General features: G+C 54.8%; 5 protein-coding genes. 3 read left to right on the top strand and 2 right to left on the bottom strand.

Annotated features, from left to right (window positions below; all coding sequences use genetic code 11):
* Nucleotides 1-329, bottom strand: a 329-nt coding sequence (locus VNX88_24385) for a hypothetical protein (GenBank protein HWY71828.1), incomplete at its 3' end; no start/stop codon positions are given.
* A gap of 101 nt (nucleotides 330-430) precedes the next feature.
* On the opposite strand from VNX88_24385, the gene VNX88_24380 reads away from it, so the two are divergent.
* Nucleotides 431-1,543: a mannonate dehydratase gene (locus VNX88_24380; protein ID HWY71827.1), complete on the top strand. Its 1,113-nt coding sequence runs from the start codon at nucleotides 431-433 to the stop codon at nucleotides 1,541-1,543.
* A 98-nt stretch (nucleotides 1,544-1,641) separates the two neighbouring features.
* On the opposite strand, the gene VNX88_24375 is transcribed toward VNX88_24380, so the two are convergent.
* Nucleotides 1,642-3,906 carry an endo-alpha-N-acetylgalactosaminidase family protein gene (locus VNX88_24375; protein HWY71826.1) on the bottom strand — a complete coding sequence of 755 codons (2,265 nt, stop codon included), beginning with the start codon at nucleotides 3,904-3,906 and terminating at the stop codon, nucleotides 1,642-1,644.
* Between the two features lie 155 nt (nucleotides 3,907-4,061).
* On the opposite strand from VNX88_24375, the gene VNX88_24370 reads away from it, so the two are divergent.
* Nucleotides 4,062-6,176, top strand: coding sequence for a hypothetical protein (locus VNX88_24370; protein ID HWY71825.1), 2,115 nt, complete (start codon nucleotides 4,062-4,064; stop codon nucleotides 6,174-6,176).
* Nucleotides 6,173-7,885 (top strand): CRTAC1 family protein, encoded by a 1,713-nt coding sequence (locus VNX88_24365; GenBank protein ID HWY71824.1) that lies wholly within the window; start codon nucleotides 6,173-6,175, stop codon nucleotides 7,883-7,885. Before VNX88_24370 ends, VNX88_24365 begins: the two co-directional genes overlap by 4 nt.
* Nucleotides 7,886-7,908 lie beyond the last annotated feature (23 nt).

Here is a 7,908-nt window from a genome sequence, read left to right as displayed (position 1 = left end):
GAAAACAAAACCGAGAACAATCGCAATCCCGCCACCGACGCTCCCAGGACCGAGATCCAGAGCTTGAGCAGGAGGTAGTAAAGAGGTGGGTGAACCCGGTCAATAAGCAGCTGCCGGAAGAAATCGTGCCACGACGATTTGGCAACGAAGACGCTGAAGGCTTCGTCGCACCAGAGCGAATAAGTACCGAGGTGTCGTAGGCGCAGCGCGATGTAGATGAGAAGAACCGTGACGAGCGCGACAAGCGAAATTGCAGGATGAAAGCGGCTAGTCCCCCGATCGGAAACGCCTACGTTCCCTGCGTCCAGCAGTTCCTGATTCGAGGACATATTCGAGCATAACCCGATCTCATCGTGCAGGACTCGGGAAAATCTCGGAATGTTCAGGCAGTCGCTGATCTCTGCTTAACGGCTTGAGTACACTATCGCGCATGAATCGCAGAAGCTTCTTCATTAACTCGGCTGCCTATGCCCTATCAGCGGCAGTGAGACCTTCGTTCGCTGCGTCGAATCTCGGCTCGAGAACTTCTCAGAGTTCCACTCGGCGAAAAGCAAATCTCAAGCTGGGGACACAACACGGTGACAGCGACGACATCCTGAAGGTGATGGCCGCCTTTGGCGTGAATCACATCTGCGGGTTTCCGCCGGAGTTGGAGAAAGGCGGCGACTGGTCGGTTGAGGCGCTTACTCGAAAGCGCGAGCACATCGAGTCCTATGGCATAAAAGCCGACGCGCTGCGCTTGATTCACCCCAGCTATGTTTCAAAGTCAGAGATCCGGTACGTGATGATGGGCAAGAGTCCGGAACGAGACCGCGAGATCGACGCTGTATGCGAAAAGATGCGCAATGCAGCACGAGCGGGGTTCCCCATGCTCACGTACAACCTTACCATGCTTGGAGTCGTTCGTACGGAATCGACTCCTGGACGCGGTGGCGGAACCTACTCGACATTCAAATATGAAGAAGCCGCAGACCGCGATCAGCTAACCGAGGCAGGCCGCGTGAGCGCGGAAGAATCGTGGGAACGGATCGATTACTTTCTGAAACGCGTTATGCCGGTTGCGGAAGAGTACAAAGTTCGAATGGCCTGCCATCCGGAAGATCCCGCCATGCCGGAGCCCGCGGGATATCGCGGAGTGCATCGTGTGTTGAGCACTGTAGATGGTTTAAAGAAATTTATCTCGCTCAATCCCAGTCCTTACCATGGACTGAATTTCTGTCAGGGCACGGTGAGCGAGAGCCTGAAGAATCCACGTGAAGAGATATACGACGCCATCCGTTATTTCGGTACTCGAGGCAAAATCTTCAACGTTCACTTTCGCAACATCAAAGGCGGCTTCCTAAATTTTCAGGAGACCTTTCCCGACAACGGCGACGTCAATTTCCTTCGTGCGATTCGCACTTACGAGGAAGTCGGCTACGGCGGAATGCTGATGCCCGACCACGTGCCCAAGATCGATGGCGACCAAGATGGACGCCAGGCATTTGCATACTGTTTCGGCTACATTCAAGCGCTGATCCAGATGGTGAATGAGGAAGGATAAGTGGAAAGTCATGCTGCGCTTCGAGGCAATAAGAATAGGACAGTTATGGCGTAACTAGTCCGGCTAGCGGTGGAGGCCTACATCGGCCTGAGAGCAATTCAGGCTGATGTCGAACGCTTGCGCCGGACAGCGTCATTTTTATAAACGATCACTGGCTGCCGCGCTTCAACGCTTGCGCGAATCTGGGTCCCTTCCACTTTGACATGGAATTCCTCTGGCCCAGTTGCCGTTAGCCTGGCTGCGCGTAATTCAGTCGCGCTCCATCCTCTTGGAAGTTGTGCCGAGAGCTCTCGTGCAGAAAGCGAATAAAGCGCAATGCGGTTCTCGTCAAGCGGGCAGAAAGTGCCTGCATCGGAGCAGATCGGGAAACCGTCCAACGACGCGGTGTACGTCTTCCCGCTCCAATCGATGTCGATGATCGCGTTGTTCTCTAGACTGATTACAGTCCGCTCTCCATCGCGTCGGAACGACTCGATGTTGCGAGCGTGTAGTTGGAACCATGGAACCATGACTAAATAAAAAGTATCGAGAGCGTCGTTCAGACTCATGTCTGCGCGGACGATCGCATGCGAACATCCGTTATAGAACAATGTCTTCATCACCCGCTCCGCGGCCGTCGTGGTTCTTCCGGATTGGCCCCAGACAGCGCTCTTGCGGTAGATCGTTGCCAGCAATGGAATCTGAGCGCCACCGAACGGGCAAGTTCCAGGTCCGGTCATGTACCAGAATGAACTGATCTTGCCGATGAACGCGTAACGCAGAGCTTCGGAGCTAACGTCCACTCCGCGTTTGGCAAACTCGCTGAGGATCTTGTACCGAGCAAGCAGATTCTTGATCCCGCTGGCCGGATGGTCACGGTCCCAGTCGTTGCGAATGGAGAAATACGAGAGCACGTCTACGTGCGTTGTCTTGGGCAACTTGTAACGCTCGCAGGTGTAGCGGACGCGTTCCATTCCGGGACCATCCATGTACTTGGCCAGACCGATGATGTAGGAATTTTCTCCTGTCCAGTTGCGGCTCTCCCAGAGCTCGCCATCGGGACGTCGTGCGATGATCTTCGTATCCCATTCCGGGCTGCTGCGGTAGGCGTCATCGTAGTTATCCGAGAGCGTCGCAATGCAGTTGTACGCCTTCGCCTTCTGCATCAAGTTCATCATTCCGTCGTAGCCGCCGATGCGCTGATTGACTTCAGCAACTGCTGGATAGCCAGTGTCTTTCCCTCGATATTGCCAGCCCCACAGATGAACGATTTGCGGAGCGTAGTCGGTTAGTTCAGCGATCTGGTGGATCAACTGTTCGCATTGCTCGAATGTTGAGGAAGGCTTGGGATAGCTCGGCTCATCGCAGCGAATGCCATACACAAATGCGTCGTCATAAAGATGATTGGGGATCGGTGGCATGCGCTTGCGAACCACTTTCGCGGCGTCTAACCAGGAGAGCGGAGCTTTATCGTCAGGAGCACTAAGGAAATCAAGACGACAGGAAGACTCTTGGTCAATCAGCACATTCGGAGTCTGCCTATTGCCGCAGTTCCGCGGAGTTCCTGGCCCAGTATTCATGTCATAGCAGAGAGTGCCGTTTACTCGATGAGCCTTAATGGTGCCAAGAGCAGCTCTCCGCTTGCCGGCTTCGCCGCTTACGCTGAGCGCCGTGCCGTCCATGAACGCTGTCGTTTCCTGTACGCAGATCAAACGATCGCTGCCGATCATCACAACCGGCAAAGTGGCAGAGACATTGCCCCAGAAGGTGTTCGCCTTCAGAGATCCAACTGTTGCGTCTTTGAGATTGGCGAGCCAGCCACCGTCGTCGCCATGTGCGAGCCATGCTGGTCCATCTTCTTCGCGAACTGTCGCAAGCCGCGGCAGAGCTACCTCGATGAGTTCGTATCCGGCCGATTCGCGGACGGCGTACAGAACAACACGAACCGTAGCTGCGTCGAGTAGATAAGCAAGAACGAAGGTGATTGCAGTATTGGAGCCATCTGTGACCTGAAACAGCAGGTCGGAATGATCTTTCAGTTCAGAGTACTTTTGGACCGAGGCGCTTACGGTCTTAATCGTGCCGGTGGACTTGTCATAGAAAGTAACGGCAATCGGCATGCCGAGATCCTCGCCGAGCATGCGGCGGTTTCCGCGCAAAAGACGGTATTCATACGGAAGACCGTCGTGCCGGTCGAGCACAACTTCCATCTCCGTCGATCGCAGGACGATCGGGTTCTCAGGCGCGCGCCGGCTGCTTAAAGGTCCGGATGTCTCCACATCCTGCGCTCGTGAATAAACATTAGAGCCAGCCAGCCCCGCCGCGGCAGCTCCACTGAGTACCAGAAAGTGTCGTCGATTGAGTTGTCCGATTTCCTCTTGCATACTCTCGCAACACGAATCTTGGAGTTGGGCGCAGAGCGCGATTTCACTGATCGAAATGCAAGCTCGACGTCCTGGCCCGCACGAGAATATCAGGAAGCAGAAAGCTGTTGCGTCGTTATACTGGCTGCCTCATGGATCGAAGAACGTTCTTGAAAGTGAGCTCCGCGGCAGCAGGAGCGGCGTGGTCAGAAGCCTTGGTAGCTGCTCAGACCGCGTCTCAAAAATCGGTTGTCGATGCTGCGCAGAGCTCGGCGAATTACGGAAGCGATCTGTTTCGCGACGATTTCTCCAGCTTTCCCCCAGGCTGGTTAACCCGTCCTGTCGGACAACTGAACGGAGCAATTCAGGAATATCACTACCTTTCTAATCGCGGTGTTCCTCTCGGTCCCTGGGCAAATGCTATTTGCCATCTAGACGCCTGGGTTACAGGAGACGAAGATGGAAATCCCTATTTGGAACAGCATCTCGTCAACGAACAAGCTGCGCAGATGAATCCCATCTTCGTCACCGGCGATCCGGAGTGGAGCGACTACACGGTGGAAGTGAGAGTTAAGCCACTTTCATTGATGGAGACGGCTGGAGTTGTTTTCCGGTATCACACGAATCGGCATTACTACTTGTTTGCTCTTTCTGGCGGAAATTCTGTCCGCTTGGTCGTGCGCCAGCCTCTTGAGAAAAAACTCCGTGTTGCCGAGTGGCGCGAATTGGGCCGGAGCGACTTCTCATATGATTCGAAGAGGTATTACGTACTAAAAATCGAGAACGTCGGCCGGAACATCAGGGCTTACGTCGACGGTCAGAAGGTTCTTGCGGCGACCGACGAGGAGCTTACGAAGGGCAAAGCAGGGATCACGGCGAATATTCCCGCCCGCTTTCAAGACTTCCGCGTAAGTGCCTCTCCAGAGGCGAAGACCAAACTCGCAAACCAAATCCGCACCCGCGATACGGAAACAGAACGACTGCGAAGAGAAAATCCTCAGCCGAAGTTGTGGAAGAAATTCTCAACTCCACGATTCGGAGCGGGCCGCAGCGCTCGGTTCGGCGATCTGGACGGCGACGGTCAAGTCGACATCCTAATCGCTCAGAACGTCCCGCGAGTGCAAGGCGATGCGCACGATCAAATCAGCTGTCTCACTGCTGTCACACTCGACGGCAAGATTCTGTGGCAGTCTGGACGTCCCGATCCTCGCAACATTCTTCTCACCAACGATTTGCCACTGCAGATTCACGACGTCGATGGAGATGGACAGAACGAAGTAATCACAGTCCGCGATTTCAAGCTGCAGATCCTTGAAGGAAAAACGGGAAAGGTAAAACGCTGGGCATGGATGCCCGCAGAAGAGCCTGCTGCGAGCGGCGCCCGTGCGCCTTATCAATTTGAAAATGGCGATTCGATCGCGCTCCTGAACGTCTCAGGCAACAAGGGGCGGCACGACATCCTGGTAAAGGATCGTTACAAGAGTTTTTGGATCTTCAACAACAATTTAGAACTCATATGGCGCGGAAAAGGACAAACCGGACATTTCCCATATCCGTTCGACGTAGATGGCGACGGTCTCGATGAGCTCCTGATCGGATATTCGCTGTGGGACCACAACGGCCGCCAGCTCTGGAGCCATGATGAAGAGCTACAGGATCACGCCGATGCAGTATTCATGGGCAATCTGAGCGGCGATGCGAATGCGGAGCCACGTGCCTATGTGAGTGGCAGCGACGAAGGTCTCGTCATCTTCGATAAACGGGGTGCCATTCTCAATCATGTGCGAGTCGGTCACGCGCAAAGCGGAACGATCGGCAAGTTCCGTCCCGATCTGCCCGGCCTGCAATACATGACTGTAAATTTCTGGAAAAATCCAGGGATCGTGACTTTGTTCGACCATGACGGAAACATTCTGCTCCAGGATGAACCCATTCACTCAGCCAGCTCAATGCTCCCAGTCAACTGGCGTGGCGATGGGCAGGACTTTGTTCTACTCTCAGGTAACGTTCGGGAAGGTGGAATGATTGATGCGCAGATGCAGCGGATTGTGATGTTCCCGGATGACGGGCATCCCGATCTGTGCGCTGCCGTCGCCGACCTGAGCGGCGGCGCGCGGGATGAAGTCATTCTCTGGGATCAGAACAGCGTGTGGATTTACACTCAGGACCATCCCTTTACGGGAAAGCGGATTTACGCGCCGAGCCGCAATCCACACTACAACGAATCGAACTACCGCGCGAACGCTTTGTTGCCAGGATGGCGAGAAAACGGTAGTCACCGCGCGTCGTGATTCATTTCAAAAAAGCACTAGTCTTTTGCGTGCTCCTCGGCGGGTGGGGGAGCGCTCAAACCACAAAGCAGACGGTCCCACCCACTAAAGACCGAATCACTGGCAATTTCGTCGATGTGACCCGATCAAGTGGTGTGAACTTCGAATACCTGGCGTCGCACACGTCCAAGAAATACTTGCTTGAGACGATGGGCGCGGGTGGGGCCCTCTTCGACTATGACAACGATGGCCGCCTCGATCTCTTTTTTGTCAACGGTGCGCCGTTAACAGATCCCACGCCCAAGGGCGAAATTCCGCAGAAGACAGGTCCGAAATACTGGAATCGTTTGTATCACCAGAAGGCAGACGGCAAGTTCGAAGACGTAACCGAGAGAGCTGGTCTGCAAGGCGCGGGCTACGGGATGGGAGTCGCGGTCGGCGACTACGACAACGACGGTTACGAAGACTTGTTTGTTACTGCCTATGGCGGCAATCGGCTTTATCACAACAACGGCAACGGCACGTTTACGGATGTTACGGAGAAGGCCGGAGTTCGTGGCAGGGGCTGGTCTACAAGCGCCGCGTGGGTGGATCTGGACAACGATGGCCGGCTCGATCTGGTGGTGTTGCGCTATGTCGAATGGGATTTTGCAGATATCTGGTGCGGTGAGAGGAAGGAAGGATATCGTGCGTACTGCCAGCCAGACGTGTTCCACGCGATTGCTCCATTGGTTTACCACAACGATGGCAACGGTCACTTCACCGAGGTTTCAGGGAAGAGCGGAATCTCCAAGGAGGGCAAGGGGCTGGGCATTGCTTTGGCCGATTACGACCGCGATGGACATATCGATCTCTTTGTCGCCAACGATTCCATGCGTGAATTCCTTTATCGCAATAAGGGGGATGGCACCTTCGAAGAAGTCGGATTGTTGTCGGAGGCAGCGGTCGACGGAGACGGTCATACGTATGCCGGCATGGGCGTCGATTTCGCGGACTACAACAACGATGGATTCCCGGATCTCGTCGTCACCGATCTTGCCAACCAGCGGTATGCGCTCTATCAAAACAGAGGCGACTCCACCTTTGCCTATGCGAGTCTCAGTTCGGGAATCGGACATATGACGGCACTCCACTCGGGATGGGGAGTGCGCTTCCTCGATTATGACAACGATGGCTGGAAGGACCTTCTAGTAGCTCAGGGACATGATTTGGACACAATTGAATTGTCCTATCCCAACCTTCATTATCGCGAGCCGATGCTACTCGCTCGCAACACTGGGCAGGGCTTTGAAGACGTCTCGGTACTCTCCGGACCTGCGTTGCAGGAGCCTTGGGTCGGACGCGGTATGGCCATCGGCGACATTAACAATGATGGTCGCGTGGACGCGGTCGTGACGACGAACGACGGCCCAGTACACATTCTCCTGAACACAACGGCTCCGCAAAACCATTGGTTGATGCTCGAACTTGTTGGCCATACAAGCAATCGCGACGCGATCGGTGCCGAAGTGAAACTTGTCACGAAAGCAGGCCCGCAGTTCGCGATTGTAAGTACCGCCAGCAGCTATCTCTCTTCCAGCGACAAGCGCGTGCACTTCGGACTGGGTTCAGCCAGCGAGGCCGAGAGCATCGAAATCAAGTGGCCGAGTGGGATTGTGCAAAAGCTGGAGCACGTTCGAGGCGATCGGATTCTGAAAATCGACGAACCCTCCCGTGGAACAGGTCCTTAACGACAACCAGAGGTGCGATTGAT

It is taken from the genome of Terriglobales bacterium (assembly GCA_035567895.1).
Lineage (GTDB): Bacteria > Acidobacteriota > Terriglobia > Terriglobales > Acidobacteriaceae > Gp1-AA112.
Note: the sequence above shows the minus strand (reverse complement) of the source record. Positions and strands in the feature narration are given on the sequence as shown.